The sequence below is a fragment of the Streptococcus sp. DAT741 genome (assembly GCF_009866825.1).
Classification (GTDB): Bacteria; Bacillota; Bacilli; order Lactobacillales; family Streptococcaceae; genus Streptococcus; species Streptococcus ruminantium.
Genome location: NZ_CP019557.1, coordinates 717718 through 738947, shown reverse-complemented (window position 1 = coordinate 738947; position 21230 = coordinate 717718). Strand labels below are relative to the sequence as shown.

Sequence of the window (21230 nt, the reverse complement as noted above, 5' to 3'; positions counted from 1 at the left end):
ATGATGTTCATACTGAACAGATAGGAATGAAATTATGTCATCACATGTAGTATTTACAATTTTTGGTGCTAGTGGCGACCTTGCCAAACGCAAACTATACCCATCCCTATTCCGCCTCTATAAGGCTGGACATATCAAGGAACATTTTGCAGTTATCGGTACAGCACGTAGACCTTGGACGAAAGAATTTTTTGAACAAATCGTCATTGAATCCTTAGGTGATTTGCCGGATACACCACGTCAAGCCCATGAATTTGCTAGTCATTTTTACTATCAAAGTCACGATGTCAATGATACAGAGCATTATCTAGCTCTTCGCAAATTGCAGGATGATTTGTGTGAAAAATACGATACACGGCACAACAAGATTTTCTTCCTCTCCATGGCTCCTGAATTTTTCGGTACCATTGCCAAACATCTTCAATCCGAACAAATTGTTGATGGACAGGGGTTTGAGCGTCTGATTATCGAGAAACCTTTCGGAACTAGCTTAGCAACTGCCGAAAATTTGAATAAGGAATTGGCAACTACTTTTAAGGAAGATCAAATCTACCGTATTGACCATTATTTAGGGAAGGAAATGGTTCAAAATATCTTTGCAGTACGTTTTGCTAATATTATTTTCGAGCATATTTGGAACCGCAACTATATTGACAATATCCAGATCACCTTCGCAGAGGCAATCGGAGTGGAGGATCGAGGTGGTTACTACGACCATTCAGGTGCTCTAAAAGATATGGTTCAAAACCATGTTCTACAAGTTCTCTCCCTTCTTGCTATGGATAAACCAGCTAGTTTCAAAGAAGAGGATGTTCGCGCTGAAAAAATAAAGGTTTTCCAACACCTCCGTCACCAATCTGACGAGGAACTCAAGCGAAACTTTATCCGTGGTCAATATACAGCAGGCTCTATTGATGGCAAAGACTATATTGGCTATCTTGATGAGCCAAATATTGCTGAAGGTTCTCAAACCGAAACCTTTGCTAGCGGTGCCTTCTTTGTTGATACAGACCGCTTTCGTGATGTTCCATTCTTCTTCCGTACTGGAAAACGCTTGACAGAAAAAGGAACACGCATCACTATCACCTTTAAGCACGCAGAAGATATCTTTGGACAACCATCCGAGGCAAATATCTTAACAATCTATATCCAACCAACGGAGGGCTTCATGTTGTCCATCAATGGTAAAGAAGTCGGCTCCCATTTTGCCTTGACACCCGCCAAACTCAATTTTCGTCATAATGCAACAGCTCTAGGAAACTCGCCTGAGGCATACGAGAAACTCTTCTTTGATGTTCTCAATGGTGATTCAACGAACTTTAGCCATTGGGAGGAAGTAAAAGCTAGCTGGAGTTTGATTGATCGTATCGTTGAACTATGGACAAATCATCAAGTACCACTCCACACCTATCCAGCAGGAACTATGGGACCACAAGCTGCCTTTGATTTACTCAAAAGTTACGGTTGCGAATGGATCTGGACACCAGATGTCTGGTACCGTGAACGTGGGCTTTTAAAATAAATCAAAGATTGTTAATGCTAGCCAGAATCAATAAGATGTGCACTTATTTTGCCACTTCCTGGACTGGCAAAATAAATTTCTAGCATAAGATAACAAAAGAAGTAGATAAGGCATTTCCTATCTACTTCTTTTATTTTATAATAGACCTTCCAGCAGTCCACGCATGAACTCTTCTGACTTAAATTCACCGATGTCATCAATCTTCTCACCAAAACCGATCAACTTGACAGGCACATCTAATTCTTGTCGAATGGCAAGAACCACTCCACCTTTTGCTGTACCATCCAGTTTCGTCAAAACCAGACCTGTCAACGGTGTAATTTTTGAAAATTCCTTGGCCTGACTGAGAGCATTTTGCCCTGTTGAAGCATCTAAGGCAAGCAAAGTTTCATGAGGTGCATCTGGCAAAGTTCGCTTGATAATGCGACCAATTTTTTCCAACTCTGCCATGAGATGATCCTTATTTTGCAAGCGACCTGCCGTATCAATCATGAGAATATCTACACCTTCTGCCACCGCACGTTCGACTCCGTCAAAAACAACACTGGCAGGATCTGATTTCTCCGGACCCGTCACTACTGGCACATCAACACGACGTCCCCATTCCACCAACTGAGCAACTGCCCCTGCACGGAAAGTATCTGCTGCAACCAACATAACATTTTTACCAGCTTGTTTATACTTGTAGGCCAACTTACCGACAGAGGTTGTTTTACCAACACCATTGACACCCACAAAGAGCATAACAGTCAAGCCATCTTGAAAATTGATCTGTTCGCTAAACTGTCCATCTTTTTCATAAATATCAACGAGTTTTTCGATAATCACGTGACGGAGCTCTTCAGCTTTCTTAGCCTTTTGTAATTTGGCTTCATAGCGGAGCTCCTCTGTCAGTGTAGAAGCGACTTGTACACCTACGTCTGACAAAATCAACATCTCTTCTAGTTCTTCAAAAAATTCTTCGTCAACCGAACGAAAATTAGCAAAGAAAGCATTGAGGCGAGCCCCAAAACCTGTACGGGTCTTTTTCAAAGTTCGTTGGTACTTATCTTGTTCGCTTTCTTGAACTGTTTGTACTAATTGCTGAACAGTCTCGGTCTTTGGTTTGGTTTGGATAGCAGAGCCATCTCCTTCTTCCCTAGCTTCTTTGACATGAGAGGCAGCAGCTTCCTTAGCAGCATAATACTGGCTCATCATATCCAGTGTTCGCTGTCTTTGTTCCTCCTGCTCAACTGTCCATTCAGGCACCATAGGCTGTTCAATAGCTTCTGTTACTTGTTCAGGCTCAACTGGTTCACTTTGTCCCATCTCTTCTTCTGCCTGATTCTTTTCAAGCTCATCAACTGCTTCTGCCTGACTTTTCTTTTGCGCTTTCTGTCCAAATAATCGATCAAATAATCCCATATTAGTCCCCATTCAGTACATATTTTTTAATGGCCCAAGCAATCCCATCTTCATCATTGCTCTTTGGCAAAACGACTCTGGCAGCCGACTTGATTTCATCTGTTGCATTAGCCATCGCTACACCAAGACCAGCCCATTCAATCATGGAAAGATCATTTCCCTCATCGCCACAGGCCATTACTTCTGACTGTTTGATACCTAGATGGCCTATCAATTTTGCTAGACCATTTGCCTTATGGACTCCTTTTGGACTCCATTCAAGCAAAATATCCCGTGACTTAAAAATCTCAAAACGCTCATAGAGTTCTACAGGGATTTTTGGAATCTGTTCATCCAAAAAATCTGCGGCAACTGCCGATACGGCCTTGTTGTAAACAAAGTCCTCTGGCATAGTCTCATCCGTAATCAAAATCTTATTGAGCAGCGGATTGCAGGTCAAATAGAGAGAAGCGTGTGCTGACGGTAAAGAGTAAACATCTCCACCATAAAGAACATCCAGTGGCAAGTCTAAGTCATTTGTCACCTGTCGGATGGCACGCACATCCTCAATGCTAAAACCAGTCTTATCTAGGATACGACCTGTATTTTCTTGCACTAAACCACCATTGAAAGTGATAGAATACTGATTTTCACCGAGCAAGTCCAACTCTTCCAGAAAAGTGCCTATCGCTTGCAAGGGACGTCCTGTCGTCAGTACAACGTAAACTCCCTGTTGGCGTGCTCTGGCGATAGCTTCTTTGTTAGCTTCCGAAATTCGTTTATCCGATGTCAGAAGTGTTCCGTCTAAATCCAATGCAATCAATTTAATTGCCATTTACTTCCTCCTCTAAATAGGCCAATACCGCTTCGTCATTACAGTGTCCGATAATCTGATCTGCCAGAGCCTTGACATCGGCTCTAGCATTTTCTGTCGCAATAGCATAACCTGCAAATGCCAACATATCTAAATCATTTTGGTTATCACCAAAGACCACAACCTCCTGCCCACTAAGCCCAAAATGCTTGCATAAGTGTTGGAGACCGACTGCCTTATTGGAACCAGATAGGATAATATCAATATTATCAAATCCTGTTGTCATGGCTGTCACACCTTCAAATGTATCATTCAGCCACTGCCTTGCAGCATCCATTTCCTCAGGAGAAAATCTAGCATTGATTTTGATAATATCCTCTTCAACCTCTTTGAACGAATCAACCAGATGAAAATGGGCATAATAGCTCGTCATTGCTTCCAAGAAACGTGGCTCTGCATTTTTTAATAAATAAAAATTTTCGAGACCCGATAAAACCATGGAGCGACTGCTTCCGTAAGGGCCTGCATCTATCCCCGCAATCAAGGGAAGGTAAACTTCCGATGGAATAGACTCATCCATAAAAATTACCTGACCTTGATATTCCACGATTGAACCATTTTCTGCCACAAAAGCAATCTCATCCACAAAATCCTCAAAGACCATCTTAAGGCTTAGCAGTGACCGTCCACTAGCGGCTACAAACAGATACCCTTTTTCTTTAAAATGATCAAGCAATCGACGAAAACGCTCTTTATCAAAGCTGTGGTCTTCGCGTAAAAAAGTACCATCCATATCACTAGCATAAAGCTTTTTAATCATAATTTTTCCACATCTTTCAGTTTAACTGAGACAATCTTAGAAACACCTGACTCCTGCATTGTCACTCCATACATGGCATCCGCTGCTGCCATTGTCCCCTTACGGTGAGTCACCACGATGAACTGACTCTCCTTATCAAAACGATTGAGATAATCTCCAAAACGCTTAACATTCGCCTCATCCAAAGCAGCCTCCACCTCATCAAGAATAACAAAGGGAATGGTCTTGACACGGATAATAGAAAATAGCAGAGCAAGAGCCGACAGGGCTTTTTCACCACCAGACATCAGATTGAGCGATTGGATTTTCTTTCCCGGAGGCTGAACAGAAATCTCCACACCCGCTGTCAGCATATCGCTTTCTGTTAATATCAAGTCCGCAGAACCGCCACCAAACATCTGTCTGAACGTCTGCTTGAAGCTTTCGCGAATAGCTTCAAAGGTTACTTTAAAGCGTTCTTTCACCTCATCATCCATCTCATGAATGGTATCAAGGAGCAAATCGCGGGCTGATAAAATATCTGCTCGCTGTTCATTGAGAAAGTTCAAGCGGTTGCTTACTTCATCATACTGTTCGATTGCATCCAAATTGATCGGACCAAGAGTACGAATAGCTCTTTCAAAATCTTTCAGTGCTTGCTCGGCCGCAGGAAGATTTTCTACTTCCTTGGCTTTCTGGCAGGCTGCTTCAAAACTGAGCTTAAAATGCTCGGTTAGATTCGCAAGCAAGTTTCTTAATTTATCCCCTGCTTGCTCACAGTCCGATTCCAACTTGGCCTGCTTGCGAATCAAGTCATCATTTTGAGACCGAGCCTGATGCAATCTCCCCTCCAAATCTTCGAACTGTCCATCAATATCCTCTAGTTCAAATTTTAAGCGAATAAGAATTTGGTTGGTCTGAGTTTGCTTGTCGGTAGCTGCCAGTAATTGTTCTTCCAGAACTTCTATGCTGGTGTCCTCAAGAGCTTCTAATTTCTGGTCAATTCTATCTTGTAGGATGGATATTTCCTCATTAGCCGCTTCTTTTTCTACCTTCAAGCGTTGGAGATCTGCCTGCTCAAAGCGAAGCTGACTGGCTACCTCAGTCCGTTCAAGTGTCAAGCGTCCTTTTTGAGCTTGTAAGTTCTGTAAACTCTCTTGGATGCTATCACGATTATCTCGAACTTGGCTGATTTGCTGATTTAGCTCAGCCTTTTTGTCATGCAAAGATTGAACAAGGGTCGCTTCCTCGGCAGCTTGGCCTTCCAGTTCTGTGAGGATTGTGGGACTAATTTGTCCCATTTGTAAATCGTACTGAGCTGTTAACTGAGCTAAACGATTCTCCACTTGTTCCTGACGAATGATTGCACTCTGCTGAGCAAGACGAGCTTGCTCTCCCTCTTCTTTGATAGTATCCAGACTCTCTCTAGCTTGCTCTACGGTCACTTTCTTAGTCGCTACCAAACTCTCTTGTTCTTGCAACTGGCTAGAAAGCTCTGCTATTTCTCCCAAAAGCGCTTCTAATTCTGGCTTGATAAAGGTCGTGCTATTCCCACGGTTGCTACCACCAGCAAAGGAACCACCGGGACGAATTTCAGTCCCATCCATCGTCACCATTCGCACTTGGAACCTAGTTGCACGCGCAGCCTGATTTGCATGATCAATCGTGTCAAAAATTGCAATCGTCCCTAGCAGGTTTTGGAAAATACTATCTAAGCCAGCTTGGTAAGTCACCAAATCACTGGCTATTCCCATAAAACCAACCGAACTTTCAAGTGTTGCCAACTGTTGAGCCGCCAACTGTCGTGGCTTGATAGTCGTCAGTGGTAAGAAGGTCGCTCGCCCTTGGCGTTTCTCCTTCAAGAAAGCAATAGCCCGTTTAGCGGTCGCTTCATCCTGAACAATCACATGCTGACTGGCACCACCCAAAGCAATTTCCAAAGCAGTCCGATAACGCGTATCAAAAGTCAGTTGTTCACTAACCGCACCAACAATACCACCCAAACTTGGGGCAGCTTGCAAAACAGCCTTGACTCCAGCATAAAAATTGGAATGATTTTTTAAAATAGCTTCCAAGCTTGACTGCCGAGCCTGTTTCCCCTTGAGCTGATCTAGCAAATCAAACATAAGCCCTTGCTCTTGTTGATAGGCTTTCTCAGCCTGCTCAAACTGTTCTTTTCCAGCCTGATAAGCATCCAACAAGCTACGCAGACTGGCTTCAGCCTGCTCCACACTAGCTTGACTCTCTGTCAATTCTTTCTGGGCAGTCTCTTTTTCAGTCTGTAGTCGCGCCAACTCTTCTGATTTACTCTCAGACAAGCTGATTTGATTGGCAATATCTTGCTGAATTTTTGTCAAACGGTTCGACGCTTCAGCCTCTTCCTGCATCAACGTCACATACTGCTCTCGCAAATGGTCTAGAACCTGTTCTGGATCTTCTGAAAAGTAAGAAATCTCTTTATCCACCGCAGCAATATCCACCTGCAAGGCAGCCAGAGTAGCCTCTAGTTGAGCAAGTGTTTCCTGTTTTTGGATAACTTGCTCTTCCAAGTCATCTCGTTTAACCTGCATCATTTCTAAGCGTTCCTGAGCCTCTTGACGACTAGACTCGTTTTGACTGGATTCCAGCTTATAGACATCTATTTTTCGTTCCAAATCGCTGATCAACTTCGTCAAATCAAGCAAGACAGCTTGTTCTCGCTCCATCTGTTCTGATAGACGGTGGCGCCTGTCCTTTAAGGATTGATTGTCCTGTTCCAACTCAGCCCGCTGTTCATAATAAGTAGCCAAATCTACCTTGACTGCCTCTAATTCTGCTTCCTTGGCAGTTAATGTCTCCTTGCCCAATTTTAACTGAGCGACCAAGACATCTAAATAGAGTTCCTTGCGTTGACCATCCAACTCCAAGAACTTTTTAGCTGTTTGGGCTTGCTTTTCCAAGGGTTTGACCTGATTGTCCAATTCATAGATGATGTCGTCCAAACGATCTAAGTTTCCCTGAGCCTGAGCCAGCTTACTTTCTGTCTCTTTCTTACGGTTTTTGTACTTTAAAACACCCGCAGCTTCTTCAAAAATAGCCCTGCGTTCCTCCGGTTTGGAATTGAAGATGGCCTCAACACGCCCCTGAGAAATGATAGAAAAGGAGTCTCGACCTAAGCCGGTATCCATAAAAAGATCATGAATATCCCGCAGTCTCACCTTCTGACCATCAATCAGGTACTCACTATCACCTGACCGATAAATGTGGCGTTCAACTCTTATTTCTTTGTTCTTATGAGCAATAAACCCTGTACTATTGTCCAAAGTCACCACTACAGAAGCATAATTGAGTGGTTTCCGATTCTCTGTCCCGGCAAAGATAACATCTGGCATCTTGCCACCACGTAAACTCTTGGCAGAAGACTCCCCCAAAGCCCAACGCAGACTCTCTGTAATATTGGACTTGCCAGACCCATTGGGACCGACCACAGCAGTCACCCCACGATCAAAAACAACCTTTGTCTTATCCGCAAAGGACTTGAAGCCCTGCATTTCAATCGATTTAAGATACATATCTATCCTCTAGTCTCCACAGCATTTTGGGCGGCAGCTTGTTCCGCTAATTTTTTCGACCGACCACTTCCACGTCCTATCACACGCTGATCCGCCGACACCTCCACCTCAAAAATTTTATCGTGTGCAGGCCCAGACTCTGATATAACCTGATAGGATATTGCAATTTCACCATTGACCTGAAGAATTTCTTGCAAGGCTGTCTTATAGTCTGTCACTCGCTCAAAATTCCCCTTTTCCAGACGAGGAATCATGACCTGATAAAGAAACTGTTCAACAGCCTTTTCTCCCTTGTCTAATAGCAAAGCTCCCAAAAATGCCTCGAAAGCATCACCGAGAATCGTATCCCGATTGCGACCACCAGACTTTTCCTCACCTTTTCCCAGACGAATGAAGGCATCAAAGCCACAAGCACGAGCAAAGCCAGCCAAGGACTCTTCTCTAACAAATGTCGAACGCAATTTGGACATCTCACCTTCAGGACGATCAGGATATTTCTGATAGAGGTACTTGGAAATCATCAACTGGAGAACAGCGTCTCCTAAAAATTCCAAGCGCTCATTATGTGAAATTTTTAGAAGACGATGCTCATTGGCATAAGAGGTATGGGTAAAAGCTGTTTCTAACAAGGTCAAATCCGAAAAATTGATTCCAAAATCTTCCAGTAATTTTGTATGTAAATCGTTCATAATATGCTCCTTTCTCTCAAGTTCAAGTCATATTTACCATGGAAGGTCTTACTTGCATTCCATCTCAATATTATACCACATTTCCTTCTCCTCTTCCTACCCTAGCCTAGTTTTCACACAAATGTATCAATTTTTAAATAGGGTTTCTGAAAATAGTTATAGATTCCCTATTCTGTGAAAAAGATTGGAACGCTTGACAAGCTCGTCTAACTCTGATATAGTATTGTTCGGGCACCTCTTTTAAGAGGTCGGACATAGCTCCCTATTAGCTAGGGGGCGTTTTTGTTTTTTCTGAGCAAAATATTACCCATATAACTAAACATACATAGAGAGGATGCAACACAATGAAACAGATTGCATTTGATTCAAATAAATATTTGAACTTACAACGTGACCATATTTTAGAGCGTATCGCCCAATTTGAGGGTAAACTCTACATGGAATTTGGTGGAAAAATGCTAGAGGATTTCCACGCCGCCCGCGTCCTACCAGGCTATGAACCTGATAATAAAATCAAACTCCTTCAGGAATTAAAAGATCAAGTAGAAATTGTCATCGCAATCAATGCCAGCAATATTGAACATTCAAAAGCGCGCGGTGATTTGGGAATTTCTTATGACCAAGAAGTCTTCCGTCTGATTGACACCTTCAACGATATTGACATCTATGTCGGTTCTGTTGTCATTACCCAATACCGTAACCAACCCGCTGCTGATGCTTTCCGCAAGCAGCTTGAAAAGTATGGCATCAAATCCTATCTACATTATCCAATAAAAGGTTATCCCTCTGATATTGACTACATTATCTCGCCGGAAGGTATGGGAAAAAATGACTATATCGAAACAAGTCGCAATCTCGTTGTTGTGACAGCTCCAGGTCCTGGTTCTGGCAAATTGGCAACCTGTATTTCTCAACTATATCACGATCAACTTCATGGCATCACATCTGGTTATGCCAAGTTTGAAACCTTCCCTGTCTGGAATTTACCTCTTCATCATCCAGTGAACCTGGCCTACGAGGCTGCTACTGCCGATCTTGACGATTTGAATATGATTGACCCATTCCATTTGCAGACTTATGGAAAAACAGCAGTCAACTACAATCGAGACATTGAAGTATTTCCTGTACTCAACCGTACCTTTGAGCGTATCTTAACGAAATCACCATACGCTTCACCGACTGATATGGGAGTCAATATGGTCGGCTATTCAATCATCAACGAAGAGGCTGCCATTGAAGCCTCTAAACAAGAGATTATTCGTCGCTACTATCAAACCTTGGTCGATTTTAAGGCGGAACGTGTCAGCGAGCAAGCTGTCAAAAAGATTGAATTGCTGATGAACGAGGTCGGTGTAACCCCAGCAGACCGTAAAGTCACCCTTGCAGCACGCCAAAAAGCTGAAGAAACCAATGCCCCTGCTCTTGCTATTGAGTTACCAAGTGGAGAGATTGTGACAGGTAAAACATCCGACCTACTCAAACCGACTGCCAGCGTTCTCTTGAACGCCATCAAGCAGATTGCTCAAATCGATGATGCTGTTTTATTGATTGAGCCAAACTATATCCGTCCAATCCAAGAGCTAAAAACCAACCACCTAGATAAACACAATACTCGTCTCAATGCCAGCGAAATCCTCAATGCCCTTGCTATTACCGCCCAAGATAGCTCACTTGCTGCAACAGCCATGAAAGAATTGGGACATTTGAACGGTAGCGAAGCTCATTCGACAGTTATCCTATCCGACGAAGATAAAAGCGTCCTTCGCAAACTAGGTATCAACCTTACTTTTGATCCTATTTATCAACACAACAAGTTTTATCAGAAAAACTAAACATAAAAAACACTTGTCAGAGTAATATTTTCTGACAGGTGTTTTTATGATTGCTATAATAAAATAGTATGCAAAAGCACTTCCAAAATCGGAAGTGCTACAATTTAATTAGTCAAAGTCTACATACTCTTTTTGAAGGGCAAGAACTTCTTCAGCTGTTGCACACTCTGTCAATGCACGCTGAGCGTATTCTTCCATCTTGGCAGTGTCCAATTTCTTCATGAGGCTACGTGTACGAAGAACAGAGGTCGCACTCATAGAGAACTCATCCAAGCCCATACCAACAAGAAGTGGAACAGCTTGTTGGTCGCCTGCCATCTCACCACACATACCAGCCCACTTGCCTTCTGCATGTGCAGCCTTGATCACATTGTTAATCAAACGTAGGATAGATGGGTTGTATGGTTGGTAAAGGTATGAAACCTGCTCGTTCATACGATCTGCCGCCATTGTGTATTGGATAAGATCGTTTGTACCAATAGAGAAGAAGTCTACTTCTTTTGCAAATTGGTCCGCAATCATCGCTGCTGCTGGGATTTCAATCATAATACCCACTTCAATATCATCTGCAACTGCAATGCCTGCTGCCAACAAGTTTGCTTTTTCTTCTTCAAGGATAGCTTTCGCCGCACGGAACTCTGTCAACAGAGCAACCATTGGGAACATGATCCGTAATTTTCCGTGTACAGATGAACGAAGAAGAGCGCGCAACTGTGTACGGAACATTTGGTTACCAGTCTCAGAGATAGAGATACGAAGGGCACGGAAACCAAGGAATGGGTTCATCTCATGCGGGAGATCAAAGTAAGGAAGCTCCTTATCACCACCAATATCCATTGTACGAACCACAACTGGTTTGCCATTCATACCTTCAAGTACTGCTTTATACGCTTCGTATTGCTCATCTTCAGTCGGGAAGTCTTGAGAATCCATGTACAAGAACTCTGTCCGATAAAGACCGACAGCTTCTGCACCGTTATCATTAACACCCTCAACGTCTTTTGGTGTACCGATATTGGCTGCCAATTCAAAGTGCTTGCCATCAGCAGTAACTGTTTGAGCATCTTTGAGGAGAGCCCACTCAGCTTTTTGTTTTGCATAAGCTTCGCCAGCAGCCTTAAATTCTGCAATCACTTCTTCAGATGGGTTGATAACAACATCACCGGTGATACCGTTAACAGCCAATACATCGCCATCTTTGACAATTTCCGTAATGTTATTTGTCCCTAAAACAGCCGCAATTTCAAGTGTACGAGCCATAATAGCTGAATGGCTTGTACGTCCGCCGATATTTGTCACAAAGGCTTTTACAAACTGTTTGTTCAACTGTGCTGTATCTGAAGGGGTCAAGTCATGAGCAATGACGATAGACTCTTCATCAATAGCTGCTGGGTTTGGCAAACGAACACCAAGCAAATGCGCCAACACACGCTTAGCTACGTCACGAATATCTGCTGCACGCTCTTGCATGTATGGGTTGTCTTCCATACCTTCAAAGATAGCGATAAACATATCTGTGACTTCTTTCAAACCTGTCTCAGCATTGGTTTTCTTAGCACGGATTGTCTCTTTTATCTGACCGATCATTTCTGGGTCAGAAAGAACCATCAAATGTGCATCAAATACGGCTGCGGCCTCTTCACCTAGGCTAGCTACTGCGTTCTCACGAATAACAGAAAGCTCGTTCTGTGATGCTTCTAGAGCAGCATCCAAACGAGCTTCCTCTGCATTTGTATCTTCAACTGTAACAGTTTCGAAAGACAAATCTGGCTGAACGAGTAGATATGCCTTAGCAACGGCAACACCATCTGATGCTGCAATTCCTTTAAGCATTTCTGTCATCTTTTTATGCCAATCCTTCTTTTTCCATTGTTTCAGTGATAGCTGCGATTGCATCGTCAGCATCGGCACCTTCAGCAGAGATTGTTACGTCAGCGCCTTGACCAACACCAAGACTCATAACACCCATGATAGATTTAAGGTTAACAGACTTTTCTTTGTAGTTCAAAGTGATGTCTGAAGCAAATTTGCTAGCTGTTTGCACAAGCAATGTTGCTGGACGTGCATGAATACCTGTTTCTGCCACAATGTGGAAGTCTTTTGAAGCCATATTTGGATTCTCCTTTGTTTTTACAAAATTGTGAGTTACTCGTGATAACCCTTACAGAGGACATTATACCACTTCTTGAAATCATTTTCAATATTTTTTTACTTTTCTTTCATATTCTAGTATAAAAAAACGACCTTGTTTCATTCTTTCTACTATTAAATAAACTCAATCCCAGACAGAAGGATTGAGAGAAAGCGAAGATCAAGTAAAGATAGTATTAACCTTTTTATTATACCATAAATATTTTTATAGAAATAGACTTGTTTCTTTGCTATTTAATTTAGTATCCGAATACTGCGAGAGAGGTGACCATGAAAAACTTAAAACTATTTCTCATCTTATTTTTCATACAATAGCTAGTATTGTCATATTTTACTTTTCAGTAAGAAAAAAATATTTTTGTGTCGCTATCAAGCATATCGTACTTTGTTGTATTTATGTTTCAACTATTCAGCATAATACAATACGAGACAAGGATAGCTTTCTGGTCAACAGCACGAATGATAGACCTATTATCAAGAACGGATAAGCACTATATATGGTATTTTACAAAATAAAAATATACTATATTTTGTGATTTTGCCTAAACTTCCTTCTTGACTTTCATCTCAAAATTTTGTATGCTAGTCTGGTAACAAAATTAGGATTTTTGATAATCCTTCATGGACAAAGGAGAACTTGAGTGGTAACAATCTATTCAAAAAACAACTGTGTACAATGCAAAATGACTAAGAAATTCTTGGACCAGCACAATGTAGAATACAAAGAAATCAATCTAGATGAGCAACCTGAGTTTATCGAGCATGTTAAAGAACTCGGTTTCTCAGCGGCACCAGTAATCGAAACTGAAAACGGTGTCTTCTCAGGCTTCCAACCAGGAAAATTAAAAGCTTTGGTTTAATACTATTTTACCTTCCTATATAAATAGAAAGAGATTGCAACTATGAGTTTGAAAGAGTTAGGCGATGTTTCCTACTTCCGTCTAAATAATGAAATTAACCGCCCTGTAAATGGGCAAATTCCCCTCCATAAAGACCAAGAAGCTGTCAAAGCTTTCTTTAAGGAGAATGTCCTTCCAAATACCAAACAGTTTGATTCCATTTTAGATAAAATTGCTTATCTACTGGAAGAAAACTACCTTGAAAAAGAATTTTTGGAGCAGTACAGTCCTGAATTTATCATAAAAATTGATCAATTTTTGAAAGATCAAGACTTCCGCTTCAAATCGTTCATGGCGGCATACAAATTCTACAACCAGTATGCCCTCAAGACCAACGACGGTGCCTACTACTTGGAAAGCATGGAAGATCGTGTGCTTTTCAATGCCTTGTATTTTGCAGAAGGCGATGAGGAATTGGCACTGAATTTGGCAAATGAGATGATTCACTTGCGTTATCAGCCTGCGACTCCTTCTTTCTTAAACGCTGGGCGTGCCCGTCGTGGTGAGTTGGTATCTTGCTTCCTCATCCAAGTAACAGACGATATGAACTCGATTGGTCGTTCTATCAACTCAGCTCTGCAATTATCCCGTATCGGTGGTGGTGTGGGGATTTCTCTCAGCAACTTGCGTGAAGCCGGTGCACCAATCAAGGGCTACGAGGGAGCTGCCTCTGGTGTTGTTCCAGTTATGAAACTCTTTGAAGATAGCTTCTCCTATTCTAACCAACTCGGTCAGCGCCAGGGGGCAGGAGTTGTCTACCTAGATGTTTTCCATCCAGACATCATCGCCTTCCTTTCTACCAAAAAGGAAAATGCTGATGAGAAGGTTCGTGTGAAGACTCTCTCACTTGGTATTACTGTTCCTGACAAATTTTACGAACTGGCTCGTAAGAACGAAGATATGTATCTCTTCAGCCCATATTCTATCGAACTAGAATACGGTATCCCATACAATTACATTGATATAACAGAAAAATACGATGAGTTGGTCGCTAATCCTCGTATCCGTAAAACAAAAATCAAGGCGCGCGACTTGGAGACAGAGATTTCAAAACTACAACAGGAATCTGGCTATCCTTATGTGATTAACATTGATACAGCCAACCGTAGCAATCCTGTTGATGGTAAGATTATCATGTCTAACCTCTGTTCAGAGATCCTTCAAGTACAAACTCCTAGTGTTCTCAACGATTCTCAGGAGTACTTGACTATGGGGACAGATGTTTCATGCAATCTCGGCTCAACCAACATCGTCAACCTCATGAAGTCACCTGACTTTGGTCGTTCTGTCCGCACCATGACACGTGCTTTGACCTATGTAACAGACCATTCACATATCTCTGCTGTGCCATCCATTGAAGCTGGAAATAGTCAGGCCCACTCTATCGGTCTCGGTGCTATGGGACTCCACAGCTATCTGGCTCAACATCTGATTGATTATGGATCACAAACAGCGGTGGAATTTACCAATATCTACTTTATGCTCCTCAACTACTGGACCTTGGTAGAGTCAAACAATATTGCGCGTGAGCGCAGGACTACTTTCCAAAATTTTGAAAAATCAGCCTATGCAGATGGTACTTACTTTGACAAGTATGTAACTGGTGACTACCAGCCACAATCAAATCGTGTGAAAGAGTTATTTGAAGGAATCTTTATTCCAAGCGGACAAGATTGGGCTGAACTGCGTGAGAAGGTAAAAGCTGATGGACTTTATCACCAGAATCGTCTAGCTGTTGCGCCGAATGGTTCTATCAGCTATATCAATGATGTTTCAGCTTCTATCCATCCGATTACCCAACGTATTGAAGAACGCCAAGAAAAGAAAATCGGTAAGATTTACTATCCTGCTGCTGGACTTTCTACTGCAACGATTCCATTCTACAAATCAGCCTATGACATGGATATGCGTAAGGTCATTGATGTTTATGCTGCTGCAACCGAGCATGTGGATCAGGGCTTATCACTCACACTTTTCCTCCGTAGCGAGCTACCAAAAGCCCTTTACGAATGGAAAAAAGAGAATAAGCAAACCACACGTGACCTGTCTATTCTTCGTAACTATGCCTTTAACAAAGGTATCAAATCAATCTACTACATCCGTACTTTCACGGATGATGGCGAAGAAGTCGGCGCAAACCAATGTGAGTCGTGTGTTATCTGATGTTTTGAATAAAGATTATTCGACATTGTAACGTTTGGAAAATGTTTATCCGTTTGGATTGAAAAAAGAAAGCTTTATTCAACAACTAACATCAAGGAAAACGAACGACAGATAGGCTGCTTCGGAATTGTATCATGACAGTTCTGATGCTTGGTAAATAAACGCAAAAATAATTAGTGATAAAACGAAAGAAAACAATATGGAAACCTACTACAAAGCCATAAACTGGAACGCCATTGAAGACGTTATCGATAAGTCTACTTGGGAAAAGTTGACCGAGCAATTTTGGCTCGATACCCGTATCCCCCTGTCAAACGACTTGGATGACTGGCGTAAATTGACTGCCGAAGAAAAAGACCTGGTTGGTAAGGTCTTCGGTGGCTTGACTCTTTTGGATACCCTGCAATCTGAAACAGGGGTGCAGGCATTGCGCAATGACATTCGGACCCCTCATGAGGAGGCTGTTTACAACAATATCCAATTCATGGAGTCTGTCCATGCCAAGTCCTACTCTTCTATCTTTTCAACCTTGAATACCAAATCAGAGATTGAGGACATCTTCGAGTGGACAAACAGCAATGAATACCTGCAACGCAAGGCGAAGATAATCAACGAAATCTATGAGACTGGGACACCACTTGAAAAGAAGATCGCCAGTGTGTTTTTGGAAACCTTCCTCTTCTACTCTGGTTTCTTTACTCCGCTTTACTATCTTGGAAATAATAAACTCGCTAACGTTGCTGAAATTATCAAACTGATTATCCGTGACGAGTCTGTCCACGGTACCTATATCGGTTACAAGTTTCAGGTCGGTTTCAATGAATTGCCAGAGGAGGAGCAAGAGAAACTCCGCGACTGGATGTATGACCTCCTCTACCAGCTCTATGAAAACGAGGAAGGCTACACGCGCTCTCTTTATGATGCTGTTGGGTGGACAGAAGAAGTCTTGACCTTCCTCCGCTACAATGCCAACAAGGCGCTGATGAACCTGGGACAAGATCCGCTTTTTCCAGACTCAGCAGATGATGTCAACCCGATTATCATGAACGGTATCTCAACTGGTACATCAAACCACGACTTCTTCTCACAGGTGGGAAATGGATACTTGCTCGGTGAAGTTGAAGCTATGCAGGACGACGACTATTTGTATGGATTATCATAATAGCAAACAGTTTAATAAAATACACTAAGTTATTAACCCACTTTTTACCTTTTTCATTCTAAAATGTAAAGTACAAACAAGTACATTATACTAAAGGGGTAGTAAAAAAGGTATTAAATTTTATGAGTTCAGCAGGCAAGGAAGAGGTTGGGACAATAGTCCAATTTCATATATAAAAAGCGAACAAAACCAGTTTTCTGACAATCAGAATCTTGGTTTGTTCGCTTTTTTTGTTCAATTATAGATCTAAAGGACTTGATAATTGAGATTTTCAAAATTGAAAATCTTTTTGTCCCAAGCTCTTTTTATATCGAATTAACTGATTTATCTCACACCAATCTGGTAAGTAAGAATGGTTTAGCGGCTCGATTAAGTAACAATCATCTGCTAATTCATTAGAAATATAAACAATGATAGCATTTTGACCTGTCACTTTATCAATTACTTCATCATCTAACTTGAGATTATACACGCTTTCACTACGCTGGCTCATTTTGGCAACACGAGCATCACTCGCTAAAATTTCTTCTTTGCTGAATAACTCAGCTCTTATATTTCTCCAGTAATCAGTAAATATCTTTCCTATGCCCAAACTCAAGAGCTAGAATAACCATCTTATCCTCTTGAATTTCGCATATCAGTCTATAATCACCGATACGATAACGCCATTCATTGGCGTGGTTTCCTGTCAATCCCTTGCCGTTAGTTCGTGGGGTGTCTGTACCGTCTAAATGCTTATCTACCCAAGCAAAAAGTAGCCTTTGGATAGATTTATCCAGCTTTCTGATCTGCTTTTGAGCCTTTTTTGAATACTCTACATGATACATTTACAAGCCCAGCTCTTTCTTAAAATCAGCATGGCTAATTGTCTCTGGGTCTGCTTTGTATTCAGCATAGGCTTGTTTATAAATTTTCAAATCATACTCATCTTCAATATCACGCTCAAGAGCTTTCTTGAAAAGACTTGAAAGACTTTGCCCTGTTAATTGAGCATAGCTTTTGAAAAATATTTCTTCTTCTTGATTTAATCTGATAGTTACTGTACTCATGATATTTACCTCGTTTCTTTGTGTTACATTGTAACACATTTTAAGGTGTTTGTCAATTCTCACAATAATAAAAAGCACCTAGTTTCCTAGATGCTAGCACAATGACACGGATTCGCACCGGAATTTCCTCCATCAAGGCGTAATCCCTATATACTACTCCTTGTGCTTAAATCATTATATCAAACAGTATTAAAATTTATCAAGTAGCATCTATATGAATTGCTTTTATAAATACTCTTTTCCAATTTCTAATATTATTTGCATTTTTAAAGGATTTTTCATACCAATGTGTACCAGTTCCCGGCGTTGTGTACTTTCTTCTAGCTGCTAGTAATTTCTCCCTGTTAGCAAAGAAAAATCGTCTTTGCTTTTCAGAAACAAAACCTTTCCGCTTTGGCCCGTAATATTGCGCTCTTGCGTAAGGTGGGTTATAAACTATAGAATTTCCGACTACATGCCCAGATGCTCGCAAATTACCGCTTTTCTTTGGGATATATTTATTGGTATCAAGCATCATTTGGTTCATCATTGCTAGCTTTCCTATTTGTATGGATTGTAGGAGACCTCAGCGCACAAAACAAATGGTAGCTCTATGCTCCTCAGAAATAGAGTAAATAATTGTTGCAAGGATTTAGTTTTGATTTATACAGGACTAAGTCCTTTCTTTTATTTTCAGATAGTTTCAAAAACTAATTTTCGCTGTCATGATACATCAGATAGTGTAGCAATTAAAAACTTTGTAAGGCGTCAGATCAGTATTTTTTTTTAATGGTAATTGCGTCGAAAAAATCCAGTAAAACTCCGTGTTTTCCCGGTATTGGAGTTAATTAGTGTTCCCAAAATTAAATGACATTAAATTTTCAGTAAATTCGTGAAGATAATATTTTTATAACAATATATAAAATATAAGGGTTCATCTTTTATGGAATGATATACTAGTATATATAAAAATGAAGAAAGAGAGATATTTTATGACTCCACAGAAGAAAAGGCATTACAGTATTCGTAAATTGCGAGCTGGTGTCGGGTCAATTCTCATTGGAACCACATTATTATTTGGACTTTCGACACAACTCGTTCAAGCAAATGTCACAACAGATGGCACTACTAGTGACTCAGCAGGGGGAACTGCCGCAACACCAGGTGTAACAGCTAGTGAGACACCCGCTACTACAGCTGCGGGAGGGGAAACTGCTACACAAGCTACACCAAATACGAATGGAGAAAGCACCACAGGAGAAGAGAAACCTAAGGAGTCAACTCCCACAACAGAAGCTGCACCAAAATCTCAAACAGAAAGTAAAGAAGCAGCACCTGAAAAAGCAGCACCTCAAGCAGAGGATACAAAGACTGCTGGACAGCAAATGATTGATGAATTAGAACGGATTTTAGATGAAGTTAATAAATTAGAACCTTTAGACCCTAAAATTCCTGCTTTTAAGGAACAATATAGACTTTGGAATGGAGATGAAAAAGATCCTGGACTTGAGCGAATTGCAAAAGCTCGACTAGAAAAAGCTAAAAGCAAAGGGTATTCTTCTGAGAAAGAACTTTTAAGTGACTTATACGACTTTACTCAATTTGCTACAATTGAAAAAATAGCTCGTCAGGCACAAGTTTTCTACCAAAAACATGATGACCCAGAGTTGCGACAATTAATTGAAAAAACCTTTAGTTTTAGTGGTGATAGTTCTTATGCCTCCTTGGAAGGACCTACTCACCTAGGGGTGTACGTGAAGAACGATTTAATTCCAAAATTCGAAAAAATCGAAAAACTAGCTAAAGAACTTGAAGAAAAAGCTAAAAAAGAGAAAGAAAAAGAGCAACCTACTCCTGCTCCTATTCCAGAAGAGCCTAAGAAGGATGAGCAACCTGCTCCAGAAAAACCGGAAGATAAAGACAAGCCGACTCCTGAGAAACCAGAAAAACAACCAGAGGATACGGATAAACCTGAGGAAGCACCTAAGAAGCCTGAGGATACAGAGAAACCTGCAGATCCTAAGGAACCAGAAGTACCTAAGAAAGACGAAACACCTGCTCCTACTCCAGAACCTAAGAAGGAGGAGGAAAAACCTGCTCCAGAACCTAAGAAGGATACAGAGAAACCTGCAGATCCTAAGGAACCAGAAGTACCTAAGAAAGACGAAACACCTGCTCCAGAACCTAAGAAGGACACAGAGAAACCTGCTCCGTCTCAACCTAAGCAAGATGATAGCATGAAGAAAGACTACAAACTCTTCTATCAAACAAAAGATAAGACAGAAGAAGTGGACTTCAAAGGTACACCAGAAGAGCTGAAAGCAACCTTGGATAAAGCAATAGAGAAATACAAACAAAATGGTTATCCTTATGTTGACCGATTTGAAAGAGAAAATCGAATCCTACTGGTCTTCAATCAGCATAAGAGCATTATTGTATTAGAAACAAACGGTGATGGCGGTAGCCGACAAAGTCGTCCGTTCTACGGAACTCCTCAAGAGCTTGAAGCAGAAATCAAGAAGCTGACAGAAAATCTATCTGATACATACAAGATTGAGAAAAAAGAAGGTTACGACAAACTAGACCCTACCGTTAAGACAATTACTCTCGTCTTGACAAAATTGTCAGATACACCTAAAGAAACTCCTGCTCCTAAGAAAGAAGACAAGCCGACTCCACCTAAGGATGAGAAACAAACTCAGCCTGAGGACAAGAAACCTGAACAACCTAAGAAGGATGAGAAACAAACTCAGCCTGAGGATAAGAAGCCTGAACAACCTAAGAAGGATGAGAAACAAACTCAACCTGAGGGCAAGAAAGCTGAGAAACCTAAGGATGAGAAACAAACTCAACCTGAAGGCAAGAAAGCTGAGAAACCTAAGGACGAGAAACAAACTCAACCTGAAGGCAAGAAACCTGAGCAACCTAAGGATAAGAAGCCAGTTCCTGCTCCTAAGAAAGCAGAGAAAGCTATGCCATCTAAGGCACGGACTCCTAAGAAAGTCTTGCCAAATACAGGTGAGGTACCATCTATCCTTGCAGTACTGGGAAGTGGATTACTAGGATTCTTGGGAATAGCACACACTAAAAAAAGAAAAAAATAAAGCACCTCTGACGAATCAGAGATAGCGATGTGCCATCTAGCTATCTCTTCTATCAATAGATTTGCTTTAAGAAACCCATATCTCAATAGCTGAGGTATGGGTTTTCATTTGTGATAGATATAGTCCGTCTTCC

17 protein-coding genes are annotated in these 21230 nt (G+C 41.3%); 6 read left to right on the top strand and 11 right to left on the bottom strand.

The window, feature by feature from the left end:
• The first annotated feature begins 34 nt into the window (after positions 1-34).
• On the top strand, positions 35-1522 hold the full coding sequence (gene zwf / locus BZG42_RS03565; protein WP_155964522.1) for a glucose-6-phosphate dehydrogenase: 1488 nt from the start codon (positions 35-37) through the stop codon (positions 1520-1522).
• Positions 1523-1657: 135 nt separating this feature from the next.
• On the opposite strand, the gene ftsY is transcribed toward zwf, so the two are convergent.
• From ftsY to rnc, 5 genes are read right to left on the bottom strand one after another with little or no spacing between them, the layout of a single operon-like run.
• Positions 1658-2926: a signal recognition particle-docking protein FtsY gene (gene ftsY, locus BZG42_RS03560; RefSeq protein WP_155964521.1), complete on the bottom strand. Its 1269-nt coding sequence runs from the start codon at positions 2924-2926 to the stop codon at positions 1658-1660.
• A 1-nt stretch (position 2927) separates the two neighbouring features.
• Positions 2928-3740, bottom strand: a complete 813-nt coding sequence (locus BZG42_RS03555; protein ID WP_155964520.1) for a Cof-type HAD-IIB family hydrolase — start codon at positions 3738-3740, stop codon at positions 2928-2930.
• Entirely contained in the window at positions 3730-4539 is an 810-nt protein-coding gene (locus BZG42_RS03550) for a Cof-type HAD-IIB family hydrolase (protein WP_155964519.1), read from the bottom strand. Before BZG42_RS03550 ends, BZG42_RS03555 begins: the two co-directional genes overlap by 11 nt.
• Positions 4536-8069, bottom strand: coding sequence for a chromosome segregation protein SMC (gene smc / locus BZG42_RS03545; RefSeq protein WP_155964518.1), 3534 nt, complete (start codon positions 8067-8069; stop codon positions 4536-4538). The genes BZG42_RS03550 and smc overlap by 4 nt, the downstream gene beginning before the upstream one ends.
• Positions 8070-8071: 2 nt before the next feature.
• Positions 8072-8758 carry a ribonuclease III gene (rnc, locus tag BZG42_RS03540; RefSeq protein ID WP_155964517.1) on the bottom strand — a complete coding sequence of 229 codons (687 nt, stop codon included), beginning with the start codon at positions 8756-8758 and terminating at the stop codon, positions 8072-8074.
• 344 nt (positions 8759-9102) lie between these two features.
• Here rnc and BZG42_RS03535 point away from each other — a divergent pair, with 344 nt between their 5' ends.
• Positions 9103-10590, top strand: a complete 1488-nt coding sequence (locus BZG42_RS03535) for a DUF1846 domain-containing protein (RefSeq protein WP_120171509.1) — start codon at positions 9103-9105, stop codon at positions 10588-10590.
• A gap of 108 nt (positions 10591-10698) precedes the next feature.
• On the opposite strand, the gene ptsP is transcribed toward BZG42_RS03535, so the two are convergent.
• Together ptsP and BZG42_RS03525 are read right to left on the bottom strand one after the other, a co-directional pair.
• Positions 10699-12432 carry a phosphoenolpyruvate--protein phosphotransferase gene (gene ptsP / locus BZG42_RS03530; RefSeq protein ID WP_120171508.1) on the bottom strand — a complete coding sequence of 578 codons (1734 nt, stop codon included), beginning with the start codon at positions 12430-12432 and terminating at the stop codon, positions 10699-10701.
• Between the two features lie 4 nt (positions 12433-12436).
• Positions 12437-12700 carry a phosphocarrier protein HPr gene (locus tag BZG42_RS03525; protein ID WP_002936050.1) on the bottom strand — a complete coding sequence of 88 codons (264 nt, stop codon included), beginning with the start codon at positions 12698-12700 and terminating at the stop codon, positions 12437-12439.
• A gap of 682 nt (positions 12701-13382) precedes the next feature.
• Here BZG42_RS03525 and nrdH point away from each other — a divergent pair.
• The 3 genes from nrdH to nrdF all read left to right on the top strand — a co-directional run bounded on the left by nrdH (position 13383) and on the right by nrdF (position 16965).
• Complete coding sequence (gene nrdH, locus BZG42_RS03520) at positions 13383-13601, top strand: glutaredoxin-like protein NrdH (RefSeq protein WP_024532387.1); 219 nt, start codon at positions 13383-13385, stop codon at positions 13599-13601.
• 42 nt (positions 13602-13643) lie between these two features.
• Entirely contained in the window at positions 13644-15803 is a 2160-nt protein-coding gene (nrdE, locus tag BZG42_RS03515; RefSeq protein ID WP_120171507.1) for a class 1b ribonucleoside-diphosphate reductase subunit alpha, read from the top strand.
• A gap of 199 nt (positions 15804-16002) precedes the next feature.
• On the top strand, positions 16003-16965 hold the full coding sequence (gene nrdF / locus BZG42_RS03510) for a class 1b ribonucleoside-diphosphate reductase subunit beta (protein ID WP_155970832.1): 963 nt from the start codon (positions 16003-16005) through the stop codon (positions 16963-16965).
• Positions 16966-17236: 271 nt separating this feature from the next.
• Here nrdF and BZG42_RS03505 read toward each other — a convergent pair whose 3' ends face one another.
• The 4 genes from BZG42_RS03505 to BZG42_RS03490 form a co-directional block, all read right to left on the bottom strand.
• The gene (locus tag BZG42_RS03505) at positions 17237-17563 is read right to left on the bottom strand and encodes a hypothetical protein (protein WP_155995651.1); all 327 of its coding nucleotides are present in this window, start codon (positions 17561-17563) and stop codon (positions 17237-17239) included.
• On the bottom strand, positions 17532-17792 hold the full coding sequence (locus tag BZG42_RS03500) for a type II toxin-antitoxin system RelE family toxin (protein WP_155962643.1): 261 nt from the start codon (positions 17790-17792) through the stop codon (positions 17532-17534). Before BZG42_RS03500 ends, BZG42_RS03505 begins: the two co-directional genes overlap by 32 nt.
• Complete coding sequence (relB, locus tag BZG42_RS03495; protein ID WP_155970830.1) at positions 17793-18014, bottom strand: type II toxin-antitoxin system RelB family antitoxin; 222 nt, start codon at positions 18012-18014, stop codon at positions 17793-17795. It lies immediately after the preceding gene.
• Positions 18015-18213: 199 nt separating this feature from the next.
• Entirely contained in the window at positions 18214-18543 is a 330-nt protein-coding gene (locus BZG42_RS03490; protein ID WP_024532382.1) for a minor capsid protein, read from the bottom strand.
• Positions 18544-18985: 442 nt separating this feature from the next.
• On the opposite strand from BZG42_RS03490, the gene BZG42_RS09945 reads away from it, so the two are divergent.
• A complete protein-coding gene (locus BZG42_RS09945; RefSeq protein WP_201443301.1) occupies positions 18986-21097 on the top strand; it encodes a GAG-binding domain-containing protein in 2112 nt (703 codons plus the stop codon).
• The last annotated feature ends 133 nt before the right edge of the window (positions 21098-21230 follow it).

Bases quoted from the DNA above. Each gene is read 5' to 3' on its own strand.
- zwf (WP_155964522.1), top strand. From the start codon at position 35: ATGTCATCACATGTAGTATTTACAATTTTTGGTGCTAGTGGCGACCTT.
- ftsY (WP_155964521.1), bottom strand. From the start codon at position 2,926: ATGGGATTATTTGATCGATTATTTGGACAGAAAGCGCAAAAGAAAAGT.
- BZG42_RS03555 (WP_155964520.1), bottom strand. From the start codon at position 3,740: ATGGCAATTAAATTGATTGCATTGGATTTAGACGGAACACTTCTGACA.
- BZG42_RS03550 (WP_155964519.1), bottom strand. From the start codon at position 4,539: ATGATTAAAAAGCTTTATGCTAGTGATATGGATGGTACTTTTTTACGC.
- smc (WP_155964518.1), bottom strand. From the start codon at position 8,069: ATGTATCTTAAATCGATTGAAATGCAGGGCTTCAAGTCCTTTGCGGAT.
- rnc (WP_155964517.1), bottom strand. From the start codon at position 8,758: ATGAACGATTTACATACAAAATTACTGGAAGATTTTGGAATCAATTTT.
- BZG42_RS03535 (WP_120171509.1), top strand. From the start codon at position 9,103: ATGAAACAGATTGCATTTGATTCAAATAAATATTTGAACTTACAACGT.
- ptsP (WP_120171508.1), bottom strand. From the start codon at position 12,432: ATGACAGAAATGCTTAAAGGAATTGCAGCATCAGATGGTGTTGCCGTT.
- BZG42_RS03525 (WP_002936050.1), bottom strand. From the start codon at position 12,700: ATGGCTTCAAAAGACTTCCACATTGTGGCAGAAACAGGTATTCATGCA.
- nrdE (WP_120171507.1), top strand. From the start codon at position 13,644: ATGAGTTTGAAAGAGTTAGGCGATGTTTCCTACTTCCGTCTAAATAAT.
- nrdF (WP_155970832.1), top strand. From the start codon at position 16,003: ATGGAAACCTACTACAAAGCCATAAACTGGAACGCCATTGAAGACGTT.
- BZG42_RS03500 (WP_155962643.1), bottom strand. From the start codon at position 17,792: ATGTATCATGTAGAGTATTCAAAAAAGGCTCAAAAGCAGATCAGAAAG.
- relB (WP_155970830.1), bottom strand. From the start codon at position 18,014: ATGAGTACAGTAACTATCAGATTAAATCAAGAAGAAGAAATATTTTTC.
- BZG42_RS03490 (WP_024532382.1), bottom strand. From the start codon at position 18,543: ATGATGAACCAAATGATGCTTGATACCAATAAATATATCCCAAAGAAA.
- BZG42_RS09945 (WP_201443301.1), top strand. From the start codon at position 18,986: ATGACTCCACAGAAGAAAAGGCATTACAGTATTCGTAAATTGCGAGCT.